General features: G+C 61.7%; 20 protein-coding genes. 16 read left to right on the top strand and 4 right to left on the bottom strand.

Annotated elements, in window-relative coordinates; all coding sequences use genetic code 11:
- Positions 1-39: 39 nt before the first annotated feature.
- Positions 40-1086, top strand: a complete 1047-nt coding sequence (gene pyrC / locus ACYU03_RS06155) for a dihydroorotase (RefSeq protein WP_461888902.1) — start codon at positions 40-42, stop codon at positions 1084-1086.
- On the top strand, positions 1083-1754 hold the full coding sequence (rnt, locus tag ACYU03_RS06150) for a ribonuclease T (RefSeq protein WP_461888901.1): 672 nt from the start codon (positions 1083-1085) through the stop codon (positions 1752-1754). Before pyrC ends, rnt begins: the two co-directional genes overlap by 4 nt.
- 88 nt (positions 1755-1842) lie before the next feature.
- Here rnt and ACYU03_RS06145 read toward each other — a convergent pair whose 3' ends face one another.
- Positions 1843-2445, bottom strand: a complete 603-nt coding sequence (locus ACYU03_RS06145) for a peroxiredoxin C (RefSeq protein WP_461888899.1) — start codon at positions 2443-2445, stop codon at positions 1843-1845.
- A 216-nt stretch (positions 2446-2661) separates the two neighbouring features.
- On the opposite strand from ACYU03_RS06145, the gene ACYU03_RS06140 reads away from it, so the two are divergent.
- Complete coding sequence (locus ACYU03_RS06140; RefSeq protein ID WP_461888897.1) at positions 2662-2880, top strand: bacterioferritin-associated ferredoxin; 219 nt, start codon at positions 2662-2664, stop codon at positions 2878-2880.
- A gap of 201 nt (positions 2881-3081) precedes the next feature.
- Positions 3082-3552: a bacterioferritin gene (gene bfr, locus ACYU03_RS06135; RefSeq protein ID WP_461888895.1), complete on the top strand. Its 471-nt coding sequence runs from the start codon at positions 3082-3084 to the stop codon at positions 3550-3552.
- 85 nt (positions 3553-3637) lie between these two features.
- Here the strand turns inward: bfr and grxD are convergent, their stop codons facing one another.
- Both grxD and ACYU03_RS06125 read right to left on the bottom strand, forming a co-directional pair.
- Positions 3638-3967, bottom strand: a complete 330-nt coding sequence (gene grxD, locus ACYU03_RS06130; protein WP_461888893.1) for a Grx4 family monothiol glutaredoxin — start codon at positions 3965-3967, stop codon at positions 3638-3640.
- 89 nt (positions 3968-4056) lie between these two features.
- Positions 4057-6165, bottom strand: coding sequence for a molybdopterin-dependent oxidoreductase (locus tag ACYU03_RS06125; RefSeq protein WP_461888891.1), 2109 nt, complete (start codon positions 6163-6165; stop codon positions 4057-4059).
- 368 nt (positions 6166-6533) lie between these two features.
- Here ACYU03_RS06125 and argF point away from each other — a divergent pair, with 368 nt between their 5' ends.
- Both argF and ACYU03_RS06115 read left to right on the top strand, forming a co-directional pair.
- Positions 6534-7454, top strand: a complete 921-nt coding sequence (gene argF, locus ACYU03_RS06120) for an ornithine carbamoyltransferase (RefSeq protein ID WP_461888889.1) — start codon at positions 6534-6536, stop codon at positions 7452-7454.
- Positions 7451-8560: an ABC transporter ATP-binding protein gene (locus ACYU03_RS06115; protein ID WP_461888887.1), complete on the top strand. Its 1110-nt coding sequence runs from the start codon at positions 7451-7453 to the stop codon at positions 8558-8560. The genes argF and ACYU03_RS06115 overlap by 4 nt, the downstream gene beginning before the upstream one ends.
- 153 nt (positions 8561-8713) lie before the next feature.
- On the opposite strand, the gene ybaK is transcribed toward ACYU03_RS06115, so the two are convergent.
- Positions 8714-9184 (bottom strand): Cys-tRNA(Pro) deacylase, encoded by a 471-nt coding sequence (ybaK, locus tag ACYU03_RS06110; RefSeq protein WP_461888885.1) that lies wholly within the window; start codon positions 9182-9184, stop codon positions 8714-8716.
- Between the two features lie 298 nt (positions 9185-9482).
- Between ybaK and ACYU03_RS06105 the strand changes: the two genes are divergently transcribed.
- From ACYU03_RS06105 to aauR, 10 genes are all read left to right on the top strand, one after another.
- The gene (locus ACYU03_RS06105) at positions 9483-10334 is read left to right on the top strand and encodes an MIP/aquaporin family protein (RefSeq protein WP_461888883.1); all 852 of its coding nucleotides are present in this window, start codon (positions 9483-9485) and stop codon (positions 10332-10334) included.
- A gap of 68 nt (positions 10335-10402) precedes the next feature.
- Entirely contained in the window at positions 10403-11902 is a 1500-nt protein-coding gene (glpK, locus tag ACYU03_RS06100; protein ID WP_461888881.1) for a glycerol kinase GlpK, read from the top strand.
- A gap of 169 nt (positions 11903-12071) precedes the next feature.
- Positions 12072-12827, top strand: coding sequence for a DeoR/GlpR family transcriptional regulator (locus ACYU03_RS06095; protein WP_461888879.1), 756 nt, complete (start codon positions 12072-12074; stop codon positions 12825-12827).
- Positions 12828-13011: 184 nt separating this feature from the next.
- The gene (gene glpD / locus ACYU03_RS06090) at positions 13012-14550 is read left to right on the top strand and encodes a glycerol-3-phosphate dehydrogenase (RefSeq protein ID WP_461888877.1); all 1539 of its coding nucleotides are present in this window, start codon (positions 13012-13014) and stop codon (positions 14548-14550) included.
- A 466-nt stretch (positions 14551-15016) separates the two neighbouring features.
- Positions 15017-15931, top strand: a complete 915-nt coding sequence (locus tag ACYU03_RS06085; protein ID WP_461888875.1) for a glutamate/aspartate ABC transporter substrate-binding protein — start codon at positions 15017-15019, stop codon at positions 15929-15931.
- Positions 15932-16030: 99 nt separating this feature from the next.
- Positions 16031-16777, top strand: coding sequence for an amino acid ABC transporter permease (locus ACYU03_RS06080; RefSeq protein WP_461888873.1), 747 nt, complete (start codon positions 16031-16033; stop codon positions 16775-16777).
- Entirely contained in the window at positions 16777-17448 is a 672-nt protein-coding gene (locus ACYU03_RS06075; protein WP_461888871.1) for an amino acid ABC transporter permease, read from the top strand. The genes ACYU03_RS06080 and ACYU03_RS06075 overlap by 1 nt, the downstream gene beginning before the upstream one ends.
- Positions 17445-18179, top strand: a complete 735-nt coding sequence (locus ACYU03_RS06070) for an amino acid ABC transporter ATP-binding protein (RefSeq protein WP_461888869.1) — start codon at positions 17445-17447, stop codon at positions 18177-18179. The genes ACYU03_RS06075 and ACYU03_RS06070 overlap by 4 nt, the downstream gene beginning before the upstream one ends.
- Positions 18180-18246: 67 nt before the next feature.
- Positions 18247-20157, top strand: a complete 1911-nt coding sequence (aauS, locus tag ACYU03_RS06065) for a two-component sensor histidine kinase AauS (RefSeq protein ID WP_461888868.1) — start codon at positions 18247-18249, stop codon at positions 20155-20157.
- Positions 20158-20170: 13 nt separating this feature from the next.
- Positions 20171-21496, top strand: a complete 1326-nt coding sequence (gene aauR / locus ACYU03_RS06060; RefSeq protein ID WP_461888867.1) for a two-component response regulator AauR — start codon at positions 20171-20173, stop codon at positions 21494-21496.
- Positions 21497-21519 lie beyond the last annotated feature (23 nt).

The following is a 21519-nucleotide window of genomic DNA, read 5'->3' as shown; positions in this document are numbered from 1 at the left end:
GTAGCATTCACCCTGAGTTCGACCCGCCTGGAATCCCCAATGTCCGATCGCCTGACCCTCCTGCGTCCCGATGACTGGCACATCCATCTTCGCGATGGAGCTGTTCTGCCACATACTGTCGGCGACGTGGCGCGCACCTTTGCCCGCGCCATCATCATGCCCAACCTGGTCCCGCCAGTGCGTAACGCTGCCGAGGCTGGCGCCTACCGTGAGCGTATCCTGGCCGCACGCCCGGCTGGCAGCCGCTTCGAGCCGCTGATGGTGCTCTACCTCACCGACCGCACCCGCCCCGAGGACATCCACGCGGCGAAGGCCACGGGGTTCGTCCACGCTGCCAAACTGTACCCGGCCGGCGCCACCACCAACTCCGACTCCGGCGTGACCAGCATCGACAATATCTTCCCGGTGCTCGAAGCCCTGGCCGAGGCCGGCATGCCCCTGCTGGTGCACGGTGAAGTGACACGCGGTGAAGTCGACGTGTTCGACCGCGAGAAGCTGTTCATCGACGAGCACCTGAGCCGTGTGGTCGAGCGCTTCCCGACCCTCAAGGTCGTGTTCGAGCACATCACCACCGCCGATGCCGCGCAGTTCGTCAAGGAAGCACCGAGCAACGTCGGCGCGACCATCACTGCCCAGCACCTGCTGTACAACCGCAACCACATGCTGGTCGGCGGTATCCGTCCGCACTTCTACTGCCTGCCGATCCTCAAGCGCAACACCCACCAGGTGGCGTTGCTGGACGCCGCCACCAGCGGCAGCAGCAAGTTCTTCCTCGGCACCGACTCGGCACCCCACGCCCGCCACGCCAAGGAAGCCGCCTGCGGTTGTGCCGGCTGCTATACCGCCTATGCCGCTATCGAGCTGTACGCGGAGGCTTTCGAGCAACGTAACGCCCTGGACAAGCTGGAAGGTTTCGCCAGCCTGCACGGCCCGGCCTTCTATGGCCTGCCAGCAAACACCGACACCATCACCCTGGTCCGCGACGAATGGACTGCCCCCGACAGCCTGCCCTTCGGTGAGCAGACCGTCGTTCCGCTGCGCGCCGGTGAAAAGCTGCGCTGGCGCCTGCTGGAGGACAATGCGTGAGCGAAGATCGCTTTGATGACGACCAGGACGGTCAGGTTAGCGGCCCACGTCACCCGATGGCCGAACGCTTTCGCGGTTACCTGCCAGTGGTGGTGGATGTCGAGACCGGCGGCTTCAACAGCGCCACCGACGCCCTGCTGGAAATTGCCGCGGTCACCATCGGCATGGACGAGAAAGGCTTCCTGTTCCCGGAGCACACCTACTTCTATCGGGTAGAGCCGTTCGAAGGCGCCAATATCGAACCGGCAGCGCTGGAGTTCACCGGTATCAAGCTGGATCACCCGCTGCGCATGGCAGTAAGCGAGGAAACGGCACTGACCGACATTTTCCGTGGCGTACGCAAGGCGCTGAAAGCCAATGGCTGCAAGCGGGCGATCCTGGTCGGGCACAACAGCAGCTTCGACCTGGGATTCCTCAATGCTGCGGTGGCGCGCAACGACATCAAGCGCAACCCGTTCCATCCTTTCTCCAGCTTCGACACAGCTACCCTGGCCGGCTTGGCCTATGGCCAGACCGTGCTTGCTCGGGCCTGCCAGAGCGCCGATATCGACTTCGATGGCCGAGAGGCGCATTCGGCACGCTACGACACCGAGAAAACCGCTGAACTGTTCTGCGGCATCGTCAACCGCTGGAAAGAAATGGGCGGCTGGCGTGACTTCAACGACTAAGTTGCAAATTTCAAACCTGTCTAGTCCTGAAGCTTGAAGCTAAAAAAACCGGCCTGATCAAGGCCGGTTTTTTTTCACGCATTGGCGCTTACAGCTTGCCAGCGTTCTCGCTCAGGTAAGCAGCAACGCCTTCTGGCGAAGCGGTCATACCTTTGTCGCCTTTCTTCCAATTGGCAGGGCAGACTTCGCCGTGCTCTTCGTGGAATTGCAGGGCATCGACCAGACGCAGCAGTTCGTCCATGTTACGGCCCAGTGGCAGGTCGTTGACGATCTGCGAGCGGACAACGCCGTTCTTGTCGATCAGGAAGGCGCCACGGAAAGCTACGCCGCCTTCGGACTCGACGTCATAGGCCTTGCAGATCTCGTGGGAGATGTCGGCTGCCAGGGTGTACTTGACCTGGCCGATGCCGCCCTTGTCGACCGGGGTGTTACGCCAGGCGTTGTGGGTGAAGTGCGAGTCGATCGAAACGCCGATCACTTCAACATCGCGAGCTTGGAACTCAGGGATGCGGTTGTCCAGGGCGATCAGCTCGGACGGGCAGACGAAGGTGAAGTCCAGTGGGTAGAAGAACACCAGGCCATACTTGCCCTTGATGGCCGAGGCCAGGTTGAAGCTGTCGACGATCTCGCCATTGCCCAGTACAGCGGCGACGGTGAAATCCGGGGCTTGTTTGCCTACGAGCACACTCATTCGATATCTCCTGATAATGGTGAAAATGGACTGCCCGAGCGGGATGGTCCGCTCGGAATCACACAAAGGCCGGCCATCATACACCGCTTGACGTGACACGCCGAATTCAACCGCCGGTCGCTCAAGGACAGGGCTTAGGGAAAGAGTTTTGACAAGCATTCTCATTACCATTAAGCTCCAAACCATCAAGCCGTAACCAGCGATGGTCTGACTCTTATGTATGTGTGTCTTTGTGTTGGTGTAACCGACGGACAGATCCGCGATGCGATCTATGAAGGATGCTGCAGTTACAAGGAAGTCCGAGCCGCCACCAATGTCGGCACCCAGTGTGGCAAATGTGCCTGCCTGGCCAAGCAGGTGGTGCGTGAAACCCTCACTGATCTGCAGGTCAGCCAAGCCGCCCTGCCCTATCCCGCAGAATTTACTGCGGCATAAAACCCTGAATTCGAAGAACCGGACCTAGTGTCCGGTTTTTTTATGCCTGCAATTCAAGAAGTTAGGCTTAAAACGCGGTTCACAAACATTCTTATTCCGATTAATTTTCACTTAATATTCAATAACTTAGGTTTGACAGCAACAGTTGTCAGGCTCAAACTCCTGCTTATAGGCACACTTCTACAAGGGCAGGACCCCATCATGAAAGGCGACGTAAGCGTCATCCAGCATCTCAACAAGATCCTCGGAAACGAGCTGGTCGCGATCAACCAGTACTTCCTGCACGCGCGCATGTACGAAGATTGGGGCCTGGATAAGCTCGGCAAGCACGAGTACAAAGAATCCATCGACGAGATGAAACACGCTGACAAACTGATCAAGCGTATTCTCTTCCTCGAGGGTATCCCCAACGTCCAGGACCTGGGCAAGCTGCTGATCGGCGAGCACACCCGGGAAATGCTCGAATGCGACCTGAAGATCGAACAAAAGGGCCTGGTCGACCTCAAGGCCGCTATTGCTCACTGCGAAACCGTGGGCGACTTCGGCAGCCGTGAGCTGCTCGAGGACATCCTCGAGTCAGAAGAAGAACATATCGACTGGCTGGAAACCCAACTGGGTCTGATCGACAAGGTCGGCCTGGAGAACTACCTGCAATCGCAGATGAGCGAATAACCTTTCGCCAACAAAAAGCCCCGCAATCGCGGGGCTTTTTGTTGGCGCGTGCCACCGGGCCAGCGAACTGGCCCGGCGAACGGAATCAGGCTTCGGAAGCCTTGGCGGCCGCTTCCTTGATCAGGGTCTGCAGTTCACCCTTCTCGAACATCTCCAGCATGATGTCGCTGCCACCGACCAGTTCACCGCCGACCCACAGTTGCGGGAAAGTCGGCCAGTTGGCGTACTTGGGCAGGTTGGCGCGGATTTCCGGGTTCTGCAGGATGTCGACGTAAGCGAACTTCTCGCCGCAACCCATTACAGCTTGCGCAGCACGCGCCGAGAAACCGCACTGCGGGGCATTCGGCGAGCCTTTCATGTAAAGCAGAATGGTGTTGTTGGCAATCTGCTCTTTGATTGTTTCGATGATATCCATGGAGCACCTCGGCTGAACTTTCCGACGATCGTCGGCACGGTGAGGCATTGTATCGGAAAGCCGAGCAGCGTGCTCGGCCTTGCCGATCCTCAGGCCGCCACCACCTCCACCGGCACACCGTTCAACGCAGCGTTGCCCGACACTGCGTCGCGCCGGTGCTCGTCGGTGAGGTCATTGGCACTGGCTCCCGCCTGGGCGTTGGCGATCGCCAGGTGCACGCCCTTGCGCCCGTGGCCATAACCATGCGGCAGACTGACCACGCCCGGCATGACTTCGTCGCTGGCCTGCACCTGCACTTGGACCGTGCCTACCCGCGAACTGACCTGGACCCATTGCCCATCCTGCAGTTGCCGTTCGGCGAGGTCCGCCGGGTTCATCAGCAACTGATGACGGGGCTTGCCTTTGACCAGCCGGTGGAAGTTATGCATCCAGGAGTTGTTGCTGCGCACATGCCGGCGTCCGATCAGCAGCAGTTGCCCAGGCTCTGGCGGCACTTGCCGGGCAAGGCGCTGCAAATCGTCGAGCAAGGCCTGGGGAGCCGCCTCGACGCACTGCCCCGGAGTCTTGAGCCTTGAAGACAGGTTCGGCTGCAGCGCCCCAAGGTCCAGGCCATGTGGATGCTGTGCCAAAGTCTCCAATGACAAGCGCCAGGGCGAGGTATCACCATAGCGCCCATGGCGCAGGCCATGGTCGATCATCTGTGCCGGCGCCTGGGTCGGCTTCAGCGTCACCTGCGCTCGCTCGGCAAATGCCTGGGCCAGGCCGACGAAGATCTCCCAATCGTGCAAGGTCCCTTCAGGCTTGGCCAGGATCGCCCGGTTGAAACGGGTGACATTGCGCACCGCGAGCAGGTTGAACGTGGTGTCGTAGTGATCGTTCTCCAGTGCCGAGGTAGAAGGCAGGATCAGGTCGGCATGGCGTGTGGTCTCGTTGATGTACAAGTCGATGCTAAGCATGAACTCGAGCCCATTCAGGGCTTGGTCCAACTGTCGTCCATTAGGCGTGGAGAGCACCGGATTACCGGCCACGGTGACCAGCGCCCGGACCTGCCCTTCCCCCGGCTCGAGAATTTCCTCGGCCAATGCCGCCACCGGCAGTTCGCCACCATACTCGGGCAGGCCAGAGACCCGGCTTTGCCAGGCATTGAAATGTCCGCCCGAGGTGCTGGCCACCAGGTCGACCGCAGGCTCGGTGCATAGCGCGCCGCCGACCCGGTCGAGGTTACCGGTGACCAGGTTGATCAACTGCACCAACCAGTGGCAAAGCGTACCGAATGCCTGGGTGGACACCCCCATGCGGCCATAGCAGACCGCCTTGTCGGCAGCCGCGAAGTCACGGGCCAGTTGGCGGATCGCGTCGGCAGGTATCCCGCACAGCGCGCTCATGGATTCGGCGTCGAAGGGGGAAATGGCCTCTTGCACCGACTCCAGCCCTTGCACGGGCAAATGCGAGCCACGCGCCAGGTTCTCCACGAACAGGGTATTGAGCAACCCACACAGCAATGCGGCATCACCGCCCGGCCGAATGAACAGGTGCTGATCGGCCATGGCCGCCGTCTCGCTGCGCCGCGGATCGATCACCACCAAGCGGCCGCCACGCGCCTGCAAGGCCTTCAGGCGCTTCTCGACATCCGGGACGGTCATGATGCTGCCATTGGATGCCAGTGGATTGCCGCCAAGGATCAGCATGAAGTCGGTGTGGTCGATGTCCGGGACCGGCAGCAGCAGGCCATGTCCATACATCAGGTAGCTGGTCAGGTGATGCGGCAACTGGTCGACGGAGGTGGCGGAAAAACGGTTGCGAGTCTTGAGCAAGCCGAGGAAGTAGTTGCTGTGGGTCATCAGACCATAGTTGTGCACGCTGGGGTTGCCTTGGTACACCGCCACGGCATTGCGTCCATGGGCCTGCTGAATATCCCAGAGCCTCTCGGCCGCCAGGGAGAAGGCCTGCTCCCAAGTGATCGGTTCCCAACGCTCGCCGATACGCCGATGGGGCTGGCGCAGACGGTCAGGATCATTCTGGATATCCTGCAGGGCCACGGCCTTGGGACAGATATGTCCACGGCTGAAGGGGTCCTGCGGATCGCCCTTGATCGAACTGATCTGCGCCTGACCGTCGGCATGGTGAGTGACTTCGAGATTCAGACCGCAGATGGCCTCGCACAGGTGACAGGCACGGTGATGCAGGGTCTTGGTCATGGCCGCCTCTGCTTTGTTGTTGTACGACAGCCGGACTATGCACCCGCCTGCGGCCCGCTGCCAGAGAGGTTCGCGACGTGAATCGGACGACATCAGGCAACACGATCACGACACGCGGTTTGCCAAGGGCACGGCAGGCAGTGTAAAACCCTGCTGTAGAAAATAAAAAACAGTGTCTGCACAAGGGTTTTCGACACCCTTTGAAACAGTGGCGATGCCACCCCTCTTGGTTTGAGGCGACATTTAATTATAGTATTGCGCCTTTCCCTATTTTCGTCGCCCCGTGCGGCTTTCGCCGCAGGTCATTCCCGTTGTCAAGAAAACCGTTACGGTCGACCTGCTGTCCGTTGCAAATAAGGTAGTCAATCATGAGCGCTAGGCACTTTCTCTCCCTGATGGATTTCACACCCGACGAGTTGCTCAGTGTGATCCGTCGCGGCATCGAGCTGAAGGACCTGCGTAATCGCGGCGTACTGTTCGAACCACTGAAAAACCGCGTGCTGGGGATGATCTTCGAAAAGTCCTCGACCCGCACTCGCCTGTCGTTCGAAGCCGGCATGATCCAGCTCGGCGGCCAGGCCATCTTCCTGTCGCCGCGCGACACCCAGCTGGGCCGTGGCGAGCCGATCGGCGACTGCGCGATCGTCATGTCGCGCATGCTCGATGCAGTGATGATCCGCACCTTCGCCCACAGCACCCTGACCGAATTCGCGGCCAACTCGCGGGTACCGGTGGTCAATGGCCTGTCCGACGACCTGCATCCCTGCCAACTGCTGGCCGACATGCAGACCTTCCTCGAACACCGTGGCTCGATCCAGGGCAAGACCGTAGCTTGGATCGGCGATGGCAACAACATGTGCAACAGCTATATAGAAGCCGCCATGCAGTTCGACTTCCAACTGCGCGTCGCCTGCCCCGAAGGTTATGAGCCAGATGCGCGCTTTGTCGCTCAGGCCGGCGACCGCGTGCAGATCGTCCGTGATCCGAAGGATGCCGTGCGCGGCGCACATCTGGTGAGCACCGATGTCTGGACTTCCATGGGCCAGGAGGAGGAAACTGCACGGCGTCTGGCGCATTTCGCGCCTTACCAGGTCACCCGCGAACTACTCGACCTGGCGGCACCCGATGCCCTGTTCATGCATTGCCTGCCCGCCCACCGTGGCGAGGAAATCAGCCTGGACCTGCTCGACGACCCTCGTTCGGTCGCCTGGGACCAAGCGGAAAACCGCCTGCATGCGCAGAAGGCCCTTCTCGAATTCCTTGTAGAACCGGCTTACCACCACGCATGAGTCAACCCTTACTGCTCAACCTGCGCAACCTCGCCTGCGGCTATGGCGACCAGCGCATCGTCCAGAACCTCAACCTGCACCTGAACGCAGGCGACATCGGTTGCCTGCTGGGCTCGTCGGGGTGCGGCAAAACCACCACCTTGCGCGCGATCGCCGGTTTCGAACCGGTGCACGAGGGCGAGATCCAACTGGCCGGAGAAGTCATCTCCCGGGCCGGGTTCACCCTCGCCCCGGAGAAACGCCGGATCGGCATGGTGTTCCAGGACTATGCGCTGTTCCCCCACCTGACCGTGGCGCAGAACATTGCCTTCGGTATTGGCAAGCATCCGCAGCAGCGCGAAGTGGTCGAAGAAATGCTCGAACTGGTCAAACTCGGCGGCCTCGGCGGACGTTACCCGCACGAGCTGTCCGGCGGCCAGCAGCAACGTGTTGCCCTCGCCCGCGCCCTGGCGCCGGAGCCGCAACTGCTGCTGCTCGACGAACCGTTTTCCAACCTCGACGTGGAGTTGCGTCGCCGCCTGAGCCATGAAGTGCGCGACATTCTCAAGAGCCGCGGCACCAGCGCCATCCTGGTGACCCATGACCAGGAAGAAGCCTTCGCGGTCAGCGATCACGTCGGCGTGTTCAAGGAAGGTCGGCTGGAACAGTGGGATACGCCCTACAACCTCTACCACGAGCCACTGACCCCCTTCGTGGCCAGTTTCATCGGCCAGGGCTACTTCATCCGTGGCCAACTGCTCAGCCCCGAGGCAGTCAATACCGAGCTAGGCGAGCTGCGTGGCAACCGTGCCTATACGATGACACCGGGTAGCGCGGTGGATGTCCTGCTACGCCCGGACGACATCGTTCATGCGCCAGACAGCGCATTGCAGGCACGGATCGTCGGCAAGAGTTTCCTCGGCGCTTCGACCCTGTACCGCCTGCAACTGCCCACCGGCAGCCAGTTGGAAGCGATTTTCCCCAGCCATGTCGACCATCAGGTCGGCCATGACGTGGGCATCGAAGTGGCCGCCGACCATCTGGTGCTGTTCCCGGTGCCTGGCAGCGTCGCGGCGCAGTTGCCAGCCCAGGAAATCGGCGTGCGGCGCTACAGTTCGTCGACCTGACGACAGGCATCGCAACAGGACGGCGTCTAGGCTGCCCCGCCGTCCTGCCCCTGGCGAGGCTTTGCCTTGCACCGCCAGCTGACGCTGGCTCCTACCTCATCCCAGCGTCGCCCGTGAGATTTGCGGCAGAGTGGTTTTCAGCCAGTACAGCGATCAACCCCTGCCAATTCCAGCGAACTGTGCCTGAGTATGAGCAGCCAGCACGGCTGCAGCCAATTCCACTTCCAGGCCACGGCGGCCCGCGCTGACGTGAATGGTTTCGAACCCTTGCGCGGATTGGTCGATAAAGGTGCGCAGGCGCTTCTTCTGACCCAGTGGGCTGATGCCACCCACCAAGTAGCCGGTTGCGCGCTGAGCCGCCATTGGGTCGGCCATCTCGCACTTCTTCACGCCAGCGGCCTGTGCCAGGGCCTTGAGGTCCAGGCTACCCACCACGGGTACCACCGCCACCAGCAACTCCCCCTTCTCACTACTGGCCAACAGCGTTTTGAACACCCGCAAGGGGTCCAGCCCAAGCTTTTCTGCCGCTTCCAGACCATACGAAGCGACCTTGGGGTCATGTTCATAACTGTGCACGCGGTGTTCAGCGCGCGCCTTCTTCAGCAAGTCCAAAGCGGGGGTCATGCACTGCTCCAGTCAGAGGGGGCCAAGGGTGTCGGTACTTTAGGGCAAAAGCCAGCACCCAGCCAGCAGCACTCCGGAACGGATCTGGGCGCCATCGTCACCGGCAGTCAGAATATGGCCATCGGTTCATTTTCGACCTTTGACATAAGCGTTTCTTGTCTATATTTTTTCGTTTCTGAAGATATAGCGCTCCTTTAGGGTGCACTTCCTTTCATTCGCCCGGTATCAATGGGGATCGACGCCGGGCCTTGCTGTCGAGCGCCCACGCGCCTCACAACAACAAGAACCGAGGTCATACATGACGACTGCTCTACGACAACCGACGCTTTCTAGCCAATGCATGGCCGAATTTCTCGGCACTGCCCTACTCATCTTCTTCGGCACCGGCTGTGTCGCCGCGCTCAAGGTCGCTGGCGCCAGCTTCGGGCTCTGGGAAATCAGCATCATCTGGGGCATCGGCGTGAGCATGGCGATCTACCTGAGCGCCGGCGTCTCCGGCGCGCACCTGAACCCCGCCGTGAGTATCGCGCTGTGCCTGTTCGCCGGTTTCCAAAAACACAAATTGCCGTTCTACATACTCGCCCAGGTCGTCGGAGCGTTCTGTGGGGCGGCGCTGGTCTATACCTTGTACAGCAATCTATTTTTCGATTTCGAACAGGCCCATGCCATGGTCCGTGGCAGCCAAGCCAGCCTCGAACTGGCCTCGGTGTTCTCCACCTACCCGCACCCGGCCCTTTCCATCGGGCAGGCCTTCCTGGTCGAAATGATCATCACCGCGATCCTGATGGCGGTGATCATGGCACTGACCGATGACAACAATGGCCTGCCACGTGGCGCCCTGGCGCCTCTGCTGATTGGCCTGCTGATCGCCGTGATCGGCAGCGCCATGGGTCCGCTCACCGGCTTCGCCATGAACCCCGCACGGGACTTCGGGCCCAAGCTGATGACCTTTCTCGCCGGTTGGGGCGAGATGGCCTTTACCGGTGGCCGTGACATTCCTTATTTCCTGATTCCGGTGTTCGCGCCAATCACCGGGGCGTGCCTTGGCGCAGCCCTGTATCGCGGCGTGATTGCCCGCAACCTACCGGTTGTCGAGGCCGCAGGCGCCCAAACAGACGATAATCCTCAGGGCAAGACCCAGGTTTCCTGAAGCCGGCGCCCGCGAGCGCGGCACACCAAGCCCTGACTTACTCCCAAATTTTGCGCAAGGCCAACGACATGACAGACACCCAGAACAAGAACTACATCATTGCCCTTGACCAGGGCACGACCAGTTCGCGGGCCATCATTTTCGACCGTGACGCCAATGTGGTCGGCACCTCCCAGCGCGAGTTCGTCCAGCACTACCCGCAGGCCGGCTGGGTCGAGCACGACCCGATGGAGATCTTCGCCACCCAGAGTGCAACCATGGTCGAAGCCCTGGCCCAAGCCGGGTTGAGCCATGCCCAAGTGGCGGCCATCGGCATCACCAACCAGCGCGAAACCACCGTGGTCTGGGACAAGGAGACGGGCCGGCCGGTCTACAACGCCATTGTCTGGCAATGCCGGCGCAGCACCGAAATCTGCGAGCAGCTCAAGCGTGACGGCCACCAGGAGTACATTCGCCAGACCACCGGCCTGGTCACCGACCCGTACTTCTCCGGCACCAAACTGAAATGGATCCTCGACAATGTCGAAGGCGCCCGCGAGCGTGCCGAACGTGGCGACCTGTTGTTCGGCACCGTCGATACCTGGCTGATCTGGAAGTTCTCGGGCGGCAAGGTGCACGTCACCGACTACACCAACGCCTCGCGCACCATGCTCTTCAACATCCATACCCTGGAGTGGGACGAGAAGATGCTGCAGGTGTTGAACATTCCCCGGCAGATGCTGCCGCAAGTCCGTGCCTCGTCCGAAGTCTACGGCCATACCAAGAGCGGTATCGCCATCGCTGGTATCGCCGGTGACCAACAGGCCGCGCTATTCGGCCAGATGTGCGTGGCGCCGGGCCAGGCCAAGAACACCTATGGCACTGGCTGCTTCCTGCTGATGAACACCGGCGACAAGGCAGTGACCTCCTCCCACGGCCTGCTCACCACCATCGCCTGCGGTCCGCGCGGCGAAGTGGCCTACGCCTTGGAAGGCGCGGTGTTCAACGGTGGCTCCACTGTCCAGTGGCTGCGCGACGAGTTGAAGATCGTCAACGATGCTTTCGACACCGAGTACTTCGCCAGCAAGGTCAAGGACAGCAATGGCGTCTACCTGGTACCAGCCTTCACCGGCCTTGGTGCGCCTTACTGGGACCCTTACGCCCGTGGCGCCCTGTTCGGCCTGACCCGCGGTGTCAAGGTCGATCACATCATCCGTGCCGCGCTGGAATCCATCGCCTACCAAACCCGTGATGTCCTCGACGCCATGCAGCAGGATTGTGGCCAGCGCCTCAGCGAACTGCGCGTGGACGGTGGCGCGGTGGCCAACAATTTCCTCATGCAGTTCCAGGCCGACATCCTCGGCACCTGTGTCGAGCGCCCGAAGATGCGTGAGACCACCGCCCTCGGCGCAGCGTTCCTGGCGGGCCTGGCCTGCGGTTTCTGGAGCGGCCTGGACGAACTGCGCGACAAGGCGATCATAGAGCGCGAGTTCAGCCCACAGCTGGATGATGCGCAGAAGGAAAAACTCTACGCAGGCTGGCTGAAGGCGGTGGATCGGACCCGCGACTGGGAGCCGCACGAAGACTGAGATCATCGCGGAGCAGCCCCCGTATAGCTCCCATACAATCGACGCTGAACATGGAGCCAGATGACCTCTGGCTCCTGCTCCTGATTCAAGGGTAAGCCCCTCTACTGGCCGTCAGCCCATTCCTACGGCATCATTGCAGCATTTGTCCGGCAGCCCCAAAGGACCGCCCATGAATCTGCCTCCACGCCAACAACAAATCCTCGAACTGGTGCGCGAACGCGGTTACGTCAGTATCGAAGAAATGGCGCAGCTGTTCGCCGTAACCCCACAAACCATACGCCGTGATATCAACCAACTTGCCGAAGTCAACTTACTGCGTCGCTACCACGGGGGCGCGGCCTATGACTCCAGCATCGAGAACACCGCGTACGCCATGCGCGCCGACCAGATGCGCGACGAAAAGCAGCGTATCGCCGAAACCGTGGCCAAACAGATCCCCGATCATGCCTCGGTGTTCATCAACATCGGCACCACCACCGAGTCCATCGCCCGCGCGCTGCTCAACCACAATCACCTGAAGATCATCACCAACAACCTGCACGTGGCCTCGATCCTCAGCGCCAAGGATGATTTCGAGGTACTGCTGGCCGGTGGAACGGTGCGCCGCGACGGCGGCGTGGTCGGCCAGGCCAGCGTCGACTTCATCAACCAGTTCAAGGTCGATTTCGCCCTGGTCGGCATCAGCGGCATCGACGAAGACGGCAGCCTTCTGGACTTCGATTACCAAGAAGTACGGGTTTCACAAGCGATCATCGCCAACGCCCGCCAGGTGATCCTGGCCGCCGATTCGAGCAAGTTCGGCCGCAATGCCATGGTTCGCCTGGGCTCGATCAACCTGATCGACTGCCTGGTGACCGACCAGCCGCCCTCGCCAGCCCTCAGCCAATTGCTCGACCAATACAAGATTCGCCTGGACCTGGTCTGAGCCCTCTTCAGCTGCCCTCGCCACGAGGGTGGCTGCCCGATGTTCGCTATTGTTCACTTTATTTTCATCTGATCAGTTTTTTCTATGAGAACTGACTGGCGACAGCCTTCCCGTTGCGCTAGTATTTTCGAAAACGAACATTGATGTTCATATTCGATGTGAACAGCCTTCAGGAGGCCTTGCCGTGTCCCAGCCCACTCCGCCCTTGCCAGCCCTTGCCGATTGCTACGACCTCGCCGTGATCGGTGGCGGTATCAATGGCGTGGGCATTGCCGCTGACGCAGCCGGGCGCGGCCTCTCGGTCTTTCTATGCGAAAAGGACGACTTGGCCAGCCACACCTCCTCGGCCAGCAGCAAGCTGATCCACGGCGGGCTGCGCTATCTGGAACACTACGAGTTCCGCCTGGTGCGTGAAGCCCTCGCCGAGCGTGAAGTGCTCCTGGCCAAAGCACCGCACATCGTCAAGCCCATGCGCTTCGTCCTGCCCCATCGCGCCCACCTGCGCCCAGCTTGGATGATCCGTGCCGGCCTGTTCCTCTATGACCACCTGGGCAAACGCAAGCAGCTCGGCGCCTCTCGCAGCCTGCGCTTCGGCCCGGGCAATCCGCTCAAGCCCGCCATCACCCGCGGCTTCGAATATGCTGACTGCGCCGTCGATGACGCCCGCCTGGTGGTGCTCAACGCCATGGCCGCCCAGGAAAAAGGCGCGCATATCCGCACCCGTACCCGCTGCCTCAGCGCACAACGGGTCGATGGCCTGTGGCAGGTAGAGCTGGAGTCCGCCGACGGCAGCCGCCGGAGCATCCGCGCCCGCGCCCTGGTCAACGCCGCCGGTCCTTGGGTCGCCAGCTTCATCAAGGATGACCTGAAACTCGACGCCCCCTACGGCATCCGCCTGATCCAGGGCAGCCACCTGATCGTGCCGCGCCTGTACGAAGGCGAACATGCCTACATCTTGCAGAACGAAGACCAGCGCATCGTCTTCGCCATCCCCTACCTGGAGCGCTTCACCCTGATCGGCACCACCGATCGCGAATACGCCGGCGACCCAGCCAAGGTGGTGATCACCGAAACGGAAACCGACTACCTGCTCAAGGTGGTCAACGAGCATTTCAACCACCAACTCAGCCGTGCCGACATCCTGCACACCTACTCTGGTGTGCGTCCGCTGTGCAACGACGAATCGGACAACCCTTCGGCGGTGACCCGCGACTACACCCTGGCGTTGTCCGCCAGCGAAGGTCAGGCGCCGCTGTTGTCCGTGTTCGGCGGCAAGCTGACCACCTACCGCAAGCTGGCCGAATCGGCCATGGCAGAGCTCAAGCCCTTCTTCACCCAGATGCGTGAAAGTTGGACCGCCAGCGCGCCGTTGCCTGGCGGTGAGAACATGACCACCGCTCAAGCCCTGGCCGACAGCATCCTGGCCCGTTACGGCTGGTTGCCAGTGGACATCGCCCGGCGCTGGGCGCTGACCTACGGCAGCCGTGCCTGGCGCTTGCTGGAGGGTGTGGAAGGCCCAGAGGACCTGGGCCAGGCCATTGGCGGTGGACTGTTCACCCGCGAGGTCGACTACTTGCGCAACGAGGAGTGGGCTATCAGCAGCGACGATATCCTGTGGCGTCGCACCAAGCTTGGCCTGTTCACCAGCGAGGCAGAACAACAGGCGCTGCAGGATTACCTGCAACAGGCAAAGCTCAATCGGGGGCGTGTCCAGGCGGCCTGAGGTCGCCTTGAATCATCACGGCTCCGTCACACACTGTCTTGCATCAGCCCCTGCCGGGGTTGCAGTTGCAAGCGTCAGCGGGCGATGGGCCGCAGATGCGCACACCTACGCAGCCCCCTCTTCTGGCAAAGCTCCGTCAACTGACACTGGCTCCTACAGGGCCAGTGTCGATCGCGAGAAACTGGGAATGGGCTTATCCTGAGATGGTACCTAGCTATCAAACTCATTCGGATTTCCGAACGAGACAAAACCATCCGTTCGGCAACTCGGACAAAAACCTCCCTCCCGTATCCTTCAAAAAAGATTAATCCCCAGTCTTTTCGGGGCGTTATGATCAAAGCCGGGGCTTGGCACGAGTCATGCTCTACACTCAGTACCCGAATGCACACCCGCTTCATGCTGTATTCGCTGAACGAAAGAGTCCGCCAACGGCTCCATAAGAAAAACAAACGTCGAGGAAAATTTGATGCGTATCGTTCGTCACCTGTTGGGCGCCGCCATCGCGGCCGTTGTCATCAGTTCGCCCGCCATGGCCGCGGAACTGACCGGCACCCTGAAGAAGATCAAGGACTCAGGCACCATCACCCTGGGGCACCGTGACGCTTCCATCCCGTTCTCCTATATCGCCGACGCTTCGGGCAAACCCGTCGGTTACTCCCACGACATCCAACTGGCAATCGTCGAGCATCTGAAGCAAGAGCTCAGCGCTCCGGACCTGAAGGTTCGCTACAACCTGGTCACCTCGCAGACCCGTATCCCGCTGGTGCAGAACGGCACCGTCGACGTGGAGTGCGGCTCCACCACCAACAACCTCGAGCGCCAGCAGCAAGTCGACTTCTCGGTCGGCATCTTCGAGATCGGCACCCGCCTGCTGTCGAAGAAGGACTCCCAGTACAAGGACTTCCCAGACCTGGCCGGCAAGAACGTGGTGACCACCGCCGGCACCACCTCCGAACGCATCCTCAAGGCAATGAATGCCGACAAGCAGATGAAGATGAACGTCATCTCGGCCAAGGACCACGGCGAATCCTTCCAGATGCTCGAGTCCGGTCGCGCCGTGGCCTTCATGATGGACGACGCCCTGCTCGCCGGCGAAATGGCCAAGGCCAAGAAACCGACCGACTGGGAAGTCACCGGCACTCCACAGTCCTATGAAATCTACGGCTGCATGGTGCGCAAGGGCGATGCGCCGTTCAAGAAGGCCGTCGATGATGCCATCGTCGCGCTGTACAAGTCGGGCGAGATCAACAAGATCTACGACAAATGGTTCCAGCAGCCCATCCCACCAAAAGGCCTGAACCTGATGTTCCCGATGAGCGACGAGTTGAAGAAACTGATCGCCGAGCCGACCGACAAAGCGGCGGACGAAAAGAAGTCCTGACCCCCAGCTAGTTAGTGTCTAACCTTTCATCCGAGGGCGGCTACCGCCCTCGGATGCTCGAAGGTGCCCGTGAAACAACCGATCTGAGGGGAAATCCCGATGAATTACAACTGGGACTGGGGCGTGTTCTTCAAGTCCACCGGCGTGGGTAGTGAAACCTACCTGGACTGGTACATCACCGGCCTGGGCTGGACGATCGCCATTGCCATCTGTGCCTGGATCATCGCCCTGCTGCTGGGTTCGATCCTCGGCGTCATGCGGACCGTACCGAACCGCCTGGTATCGGGTATCGCCACGGCCTACGTGGAGGTCTTCCGCAACGTACCGCTGCTGGTGCAGCTGTTCATCTGGTACTTCCTGGTGCCCGACCTGCTGCCTGAAAACCTGCAGGAGTGGTACAAGCAAGACCTCAACCCGACTACCTCGGCACTGATCAGCGTGGTCGTCTGCCTGGGCCTGTTCACCGCCGCACGGGTTTGCGAACAGGTGCGCACCGGCATCCAGGCGTTACCCAGTGGCCAGGAAGCAGCCGCCCGCGCCATGGGCTTCAGCCTGCCGCAGATCTACACCAATGTGCTGCTGCCCCAGGCCTACCGGATCATCATTCCGCCGCTCACCTCGGAATTCCTGAACGTGTTCAAGAACTCCTCGGTGGCCTCGCTGATCGGTCTGATGGAGTTGCTGGCGCAGACCAAGCAGACCGCCGAGTTCTCCGCCAACCTGTTCGAGGCCTTCACCCTGGCCACCCTGATCTACTTCACCCTGAACATGGGCCTGATGCTGCTCATGCGCATGGTCGAGAAGAAAGTCCTGGTGCCTGGCCTGATCTCCGTGGGGGGTAAATAATGGACATGGACTTCACCGGTATCATCCCGGCCCTCCCCGGCCTGTGGAACGGCATGCTCATGACCCTGAAGCTGATGGTCATGGGGGTCATCGGTGGCATCGTCCTGGGCACCTTCCTGGCCCTGATGCGCCTGTCGTCGAACAAGCTGCTGTCGAACATCGCCGGCGCCTACGTCAACTACTTCCGCTCGATCCCGCTGCTGCTGGTGATCACCTGGTTCTACCTAGCGGTGCCTTTCGTGCTGCGCTGGATCACCGGCGAAGACACCCCGGTCGGGGCCTTCACCTCCTGCGTGGTGGCCTTCATGATGTTCGAGGCCGCGTATTTCTGCGAGATCGTCCGTGCCGGTGTGCAGTCGATCTCCAAAGGCCAGATGGGCGCGGCCCAGGCCCTGGGCATGACCTACGGCCAGACCATGAAACTGATCATCCTGCCCCAGGCGTTCCGCAAGATGACCCCGTTGCTGCTGCAGCAGAGCATCATCCTGTTCCAGGACACCTCGCTGGTCTACACCGTGGGATTGGTCGACTTCCTCAACTCGGCACGGGCCAGCGGCGACATCATCGGGCGCTCCAATGAGTTCCTGGTCTTCGCCGGGGTCGTGTACTTCGTCATCAGCTTCTCCGCTTCCTGGCTGGTCAAGCGTCTGCAGAAAAGGATAACCGTATGATTTCCATCAAGAACGTCAACAAGTGGTACGGGGACTTCCAAGTACTGACCGACTGCAACACCGAAGTCAAGAAAGGTGAAGTGGTGGTGGTCTGCGGCCCGTCCGGCTCGGGCAAGTCGACCCTGATCAAGTGCGTCAACGCCCTGGAGCCCTTCCAGAAGGGCGATATTGTGGTAGACGGCACCTCGATCGCCGACCCCAAGACCAACCTGCCCAAGCTGCGTTCGCGGGTCGGCATGGTGTTCCAGCACTTCGAGCTGTTCCCGCACCTGACCATCACCGAGAACCTGACCATCGCCCAACGCAAGGTCCTGGGCCGCAGCGAGGCAGAAGCGACCAAGAAGGGCCTGGCCCTGCTCGAGCGCGTCGGCCTGAGCAGCCAGGCGAAGAAACACCCTGGGCAGCTCTCCGGTGGCCAGCAGCAACGTGTGGCGATCGCCCGTGCCCTGTCGATGGACCCGATCGTCATGCTGTTCGACGAACCGACCTCGGCCCTGGACCCGGAGATGGTCAGCGAAGTACTGGACGTGATGGTGGAGCTGGCTCACGAAGGCATGACCATGATGTGCGTGACCCACGAGATGGGCTTTGCCCGCAAGGTCGCCAACCGGGTCATCTTCATGGACAAGGGCAACATCATCGAAGACTGCACCAAGGAAGAGTTCTTTGGTGACCAAAATGCCCGTGACCAACGCACCCAACATTTCCTCAGCAAGATCCTGCAACACTAAAACCCGGCCCCAGCCCCTGTCCGGCGCCAGCCGGGCAGAGGGCGCTGGTCGAGACAAGGCCACTGTGATGAAATGCGATCCCACGCTCTTTCGCCCAGCCCAGCCTGCCCTTGCCGTGAAACCCCGTCTGATCCGCCAACTACTGCTTCCGCCCCTGATCATCCTGCTGATGATCGGCCTGGGGCTGGCTGGCTACCTGATCAGCGAAAGCAACGGCATCCGCACCCTGAGCGAGACCGGCGAGCGCCAGCTCGAGCTGCACGCGCGCACGGTCGAGAGCGAGATCAGCAAGTACACCTACCTGCCGAGCGTGCTGGAGCTGGAAGACAGCGTCTCCCGCCTGCTCACCAGCGCCGATGGCGAACAACGCCAGACGGTCAACGAATACCTGGAGGGCCTGAACCGCCGCAGCCGCAGCCGGGCCATCTTCGTCCTGGACACCTCCGGACGGGTCCAGGCCAGCAGCAACTGGCGCGATGCAGACTCCTTCCTTGGTGAAGACCTGTCGTTCCGTGCCTACTTCCAGAACGCCGTACGTGGCGAGCCAGGGCGTTTCTATGGCATCGGCAGCACCACTGGCGAAGCCGGTTACTACCTCGCCCACGGCCTGGAGGAGCACGGCAAGATCATCGGCGTAGCGGTGATCAAGGTACGCCTGGACACCCTGGAAGAGCGCTGGCAGCGGGCCCGCCTGGAAGCCTTCGTCAGCGACGAGAACGGCATCATCATCCTCTCCAGCGACCCGGCGCGCCGCCTCAAGTCGGTACGGCCACTGACCCCGCAGACCAAGGAGCGCCTGGCACGCAGCCTGCAGTACTACTGGTGGCCGTTGAACGAACTGCAACCCCTGGCGCGCGAGACCCTGGCCGATGGCGTGGAGAAGCTGACCTTCCCGGCCAACAGCGAGACCGCCAAGGGCAAGGACCATGAAGTCGCCTACCTGGCGCAAACGCGTCGCCTGGCCGACACGCCGTGGCATTTCACCCTGCTTACCCCGCTGCAGGACCTACGCCGCGAATCCACGGTCCAGGGCATCCTGGTTGGCGTGGCCTTCGCCCTGCTGGCGATCCTGCTGATCGCCTGGAACGAACGGCGCAAGGTGATCGCCACGCGCCTGGCGGCCCGCGAAGCCCTGGAAGAAGCTAACAGCCAGCTGGAACGCAAGATCGCCGAACGCACCGCCGACCTGCGCGCCAGCAACGACCGCCTCAAGGGCCAGATCCGTGAGCGCCGACATGCCGAACAGACCTTGCGTCATGCTCAGGACGAACTGGTCCAGGCCGGCAAGCTGGCCGCCATCGGCCAGATGTCCACCAGCATCGCCCACGAGTTGAACCAGCCGCTGGCGGCCCTGCGCACGCTGTCCGGCAACACCGTGCGCTTCCTCGAGCGTGGCGCCCTGGAAACGGCCAGCACCAACCTGCGCACCATGAACGACCTGATCGATCGCATGGGCCGCATCACCGCCAGCCTGCGCTCCTTTGCCCGCCGCGGCGACGACAGCGGCCAGGCTTCGCTGGCCAAGGCGGTGGACGCCTGCCTGCAAGTGCTAGGAAATCGCATCGCCAACTGCCATCTGCAACTGCACAAACAGTTCGACGATCACCAACTGGCCATCGACCAGACCCGCCTGGAGCAGATCCTGGCCAACCTGATCGGCAACGCCCTGGATGCCATGGCGACCCAGCCCCTGCCCCAGCTCTGGCTGGAGGGCGAGCTGCAGGGCGACAAATACCGCCTGCGGGTGCGCGACAATGGCCACGGCATCGATACCGAGGCCCGCAAGCACCTGTTCGAACCCTTTTTCACCACCAAGCCGGGCGAGCACGGCCTGGGCCTCGGCCTGACCCTGTCAGCCAGCCTGGCTACCGCCGCCAAGGGCACGCTGAGCGTCGAGCACCCCGCCGCTGGCGGTACCGCCTTCGTCCTCTCCCTGCCCCTGGCCGTGCCCCCTACAGAATCGGCAGAGCTCCAATGAACCGAGAGCCCCTATGAACCAAGCCCCCCTCACAGTCCTGATCGTCGAAGACGACCCGCATGTGCTGCTCGGCTGCCAGCAGGCGCTGGCCCTGGAGGATATCGCCTGCGAAGGCGTCGGCAGCGCGGAACAAGCCTTGGAGCGCATCGGCGATGACTTCGCCGGCATCGTGGTCAGTGATATCCGGCTCCCAGGCATCGACGGCCTGGAACTGCTCAACCGCCTCAAGGCGCGTGACCGCAGCTTGCCGGTAGTGCTGATCACCGGCCATGGCGATATCGACATGGCGGTCGGTGCCATGCGCAACGGCGCCTATGACTTCATGGAGAAGCCCTTCTCGCCCGAGCGCCTGGTGGACGTGGTGCGCCGCGCCCTGGAGCAGCGCGGGCTATCCCGCGAAGTGTTCGCCCTGCGCCGCCAACTGGCCGGCCAGAGCACCCTGGAAGGACGCATCATCGGCCGCTCGCCCGCCATGCAGAACCTGCGCGAGCTGATTGCCAACGTTGCCGATACCTCGGCGAACGTGCTGATCGAAGGCGAAACCGGCACCGGCAAGGAGCTGGTCGCGCGCTGCCTGCACGACTTCAGCCGACGCCAGGGCCAGCCTTTCGTCGCACTGAACTGTGGCGGGCTACCGGAGAACCTGTTCGAGAGCGAGATCTTCGGCCACGAGGCCAATGCCTTCACCGGTGCCGGCAAACGGCGTATCGGCAAGATCGAGCATGCCAATGGCGGCACACTATTCCTCGACGAGGTCGAGAGCATGCCGATCAACCTGCAGATCAAACTGCTGCGCGTCCTGCAGGAGCGCACCCTGGAGCGCCTGGGCTCCAACCTGAGCATTCCGGTGGATTGCCGGGTGATCGCCGCGACCAAGTCCGATCTCGATGCCTTGGGCCAGAGCGGGCAGTTCCGCAGCGACCTCTACTACCGACTGAACGTGGTGACCCTCGAACTGCCGCCGCTGCGCGAACGCCGCGAAGACATCCTGCAGTTGTTCGAGCACTTCCTCCAGCAATCTGCCCTGCGCTTCGACCGCGAGGTTCCCGAACTGGACAGCCAGACCCTGTCGCGCCTGATGGCCCATGAATGGCCCGGAAACGTGCGCGAACTGCGCAACGTCGCCGAGCGCTATGCCCTGGGCCTGCCGGCCTTCAAGAAGAGCGGCGCCACCACCAGCCAGGGGCTGGGATTTGCCGAGGCGGTGGAGGCGTTCGAACGCAACCTGCTCAGCGACGCCCTGCAGCGCACCGGCGGCAACCTCAGCCAGGCCAGCCAAGAGCTGGGCATGGCCAAGACCACCCTGTTCGACAAAGTGAAAAAATACGGCCTCGGCTGACCCGAGATATCACGCACGAAACG

Source organism: Pseudomonas sp. X10, from assembly GCF_054889225.1.
Note: the sequence above shows the minus strand (reverse complement) of the source record. Positions and strands in the feature narration are given on the sequence as shown.

Coding starts and splice junctions, on each gene's coding strand:
- bfr (WP_461888895.1), top strand. CDS start 3,082: ATGAAAGGCGACGTAAGCGTCATCCAGCATCTCAACAAGATCCTCGGA.
- ACYU03_RS06115 (WP_461888887.1), top strand. CDS start 7,451: ATGAGTCAACCCTTACTGCTCAACCTGCGCAACCTCGCCTGCGGCTAT.
- ACYU03_RS06140 (WP_461888897.1), top strand. CDS start 2,662: ATGTATGTGTGTCTTTGTGTTGGTGTAACCGACGGACAGATCCGCGAT.
- ACYU03_RS06145 (WP_461888899.1), bottom strand. CDS start 2,445: ATGAGTGTGCTCGTAGGCAAACAAGCCCCGGATTTCACCGTCGCCGCT.
- aauS (WP_461888868.1), top strand. CDS start 18,247: ATGAAATGCGATCCCACGCTCTTTCGCCCAGCCCAGCCTGCCCTTGCC.
- aauR (WP_461888867.1), top strand. CDS start 20,171: ATGAACCAAGCCCCCCTCACAGTCCTGATCGTCGAAGACGACCCGCAT.
- grxD (WP_461888893.1), bottom strand. CDS start 3,967: ATGGATATCATCGAAACAATCAAAGAGCAGATTGCCAACAACACCATT.
- ACYU03_RS06105 (WP_461888883.1), top strand. CDS start 9,483: ATGACGACTGCTCTACGACAACCGACGCTTTCTAGCCAATGCATGGCC.
- ACYU03_RS06125 (WP_461888891.1), bottom strand. CDS start 6,165: ATGACCAAGACCCTGCATCACCGTGCCTGTCACCTGTGCGAGGCCATC.
- pyrC (WP_461888902.1), top strand. CDS start 40: ATGTCCGATCGCCTGACCCTCCTGCGTCCCGATGACTGGCACATCCAT.
- ACYU03_RS06075 (WP_461888871.1), top strand. CDS start 16,777: ATGGACATGGACTTCACCGGTATCATCCCGGCCCTCCCCGGCCTGTGG.
- ACYU03_RS06095 (WP_461888879.1), top strand. CDS start 12,072: ATGAATCTGCCTCCACGCCAACAACAAATCCTCGAACTGGTGCGCGAA.
- ACYU03_RS06085 (WP_461888875.1), top strand. CDS start 15,017: ATGCGTATCGTTCGTCACCTGTTGGGCGCCGCCATCGCGGCCGTTGTC.
- glpK (WP_461888881.1), top strand. CDS start 10,403: ATGACAGACACCCAGAACAAGAACTACATCATTGCCCTTGACCAGGGC.
- argF (WP_461888889.1), top strand. CDS start 6,534: ATGAGCGCTAGGCACTTTCTCTCCCTGATGGATTTCACACCCGACGAG.
- ACYU03_RS06070 (WP_461888869.1), top strand. CDS start 17,445: ATGATTTCCATCAAGAACGTCAACAAGTGGTACGGGGACTTCCAAGTA.
- ACYU03_RS06080 (WP_461888873.1), top strand. CDS start 16,031: ATGAATTACAACTGGGACTGGGGCGTGTTCTTCAAGTCCACCGGCGTG.
- ybaK (WP_461888885.1), bottom strand. CDS start 9,184: ATGACCCCCGCTTTGGACTTGCTGAAGAAGGCGCGCGCTGAACACCGC.